Here is a 1415-nt window from a genome sequence, read left to right on the forward strand (position 1 = left end):
CATAAGACAAGACTGAAGGAAGGTTAGGGTGATTTAAAATCAAATCCGGGTCTAAATCTAACTTATCAATAAAGGTACAAAGTAGATGCTTATTGAATTCCAGGCGTTTATAAGAGGCCATAGAAAACACAAACGACTTGGCAGATGAATGACAACTAGAGAGTTGATGTTTAGCTAAGTTTAAGGCAATTAGACTGGCATTAAAATGAAAATCAAGCCGTGGTAAATGACGAGCTTGACAATCAGACAATCCTGTAAATTGCTTGGCATCACGAAAAATAAATTCAATCTGGAAGCGAGCCTGATAATATTCAAGAATTTGCTCAGGTGGTAGGTGAATATCAGTGCTAAACAATAAAGCATTTTTGATTTTGCCGTTGGCTTGAACTTCAGAGATACAAACCAAACAAATTGGGCAATTTAAACAACAACTCCACGCAATCAATGTATATAATGAAACTCCCGGTTTTAGGTCTTTAACGAAATTAAGACGACTCAAATCATGGCAGTCAACCTTGCCATCATATTTACGTGGAGCTCCCAGTTTCTTTTGTTCACCTGTATAGAGATAGCGTAGGTTAGCATCACTTCTTAACTTGCCAATAAAGTCTAAATTTAAGTCCCGCACAGCATCCCAGAATTTAGAGCGATAGTAATAGCCATCAGCCACCAAATAACGTACAGAAGTTGGGAAGTAACAACGAGTATTCTTTAGATGTTGTGCATAGTCATCAACTCTTGTGATGTCAGGCTTTGAACTTTGAAAGTCAGGTTTTTTGCGAGATGTTTTCGAGCGGTTATTATTCGGTTTTTGGGGCAGCTTTTTCGCAGGCTTTATTTGAGGGCGTGATGGAGTTTGTTGTACACTTAAACTATAAGATAAACGAGTCTCAATTTCGACAATAGAAATCACATAAATTTCCAATCCCTCTTCCGATTTTCCCGCTACACCATTATAAAAATAAGCTTTACCGTCTGTTTTTTTGCCGCTTTTTCTTAAAAAAGAACAATCAATAACAGCAATAACTGTGTGTTTAGGATTTAAAGCTTCTTTGAGGAAATATTGATTAAATTGTGTAAAGTTAAAGCTTTTGAGAAAGTGACGACGGTAGGTTTTTTCACTCAAACAGCTATAACGACTGAGATTCGTGAAGTTGACCTTGCCATAGGTCAGCAAAATAGTTGAAAATAAAGTGATTAAAAACTTCTTTTGGGGTTGACTAATCCCCGGCATTTGTTGTAAGATGGATTCAATAATCTTCATAAGGCAATCTGTTGAGCTTGTGTGTTTTTATAGCTTAACCTAAAAGAGTGCCTTTTTTTCTGTTGATTTTGGGTTCAGATTGCACTCACTTTTTTCACTTCTCTATTTTATTGCGATCGCATTCCTCTTTAAAAACTGTCCGGAGTATTGT

Annotated in this window: 1 protein-coding gene; it reads right to left on the reverse strand. The window is 36.5% G+C overall.

Features of this window, described 5'->3' with window-relative positions; genetic code table 11:
* Positions 1-1264: transposase (locus QUB37_RS29660; protein ID WP_333168816.1), on the reverse strand; the 1264-nt coding region annotated here is incomplete at its 3' end.
* Positions 1265-1415 lie beyond the last annotated feature (151 nt).

Origin of the sequence: Microcoleus sp. AT3-A2, from assembly GCF_036705685.1 — a bacterium.
Taxonomy (GTDB): Bacteria; Cyanobacteriota; Cyanobacteriia; order Cyanobacteriales; family Microcoleaceae; genus Microcoleus.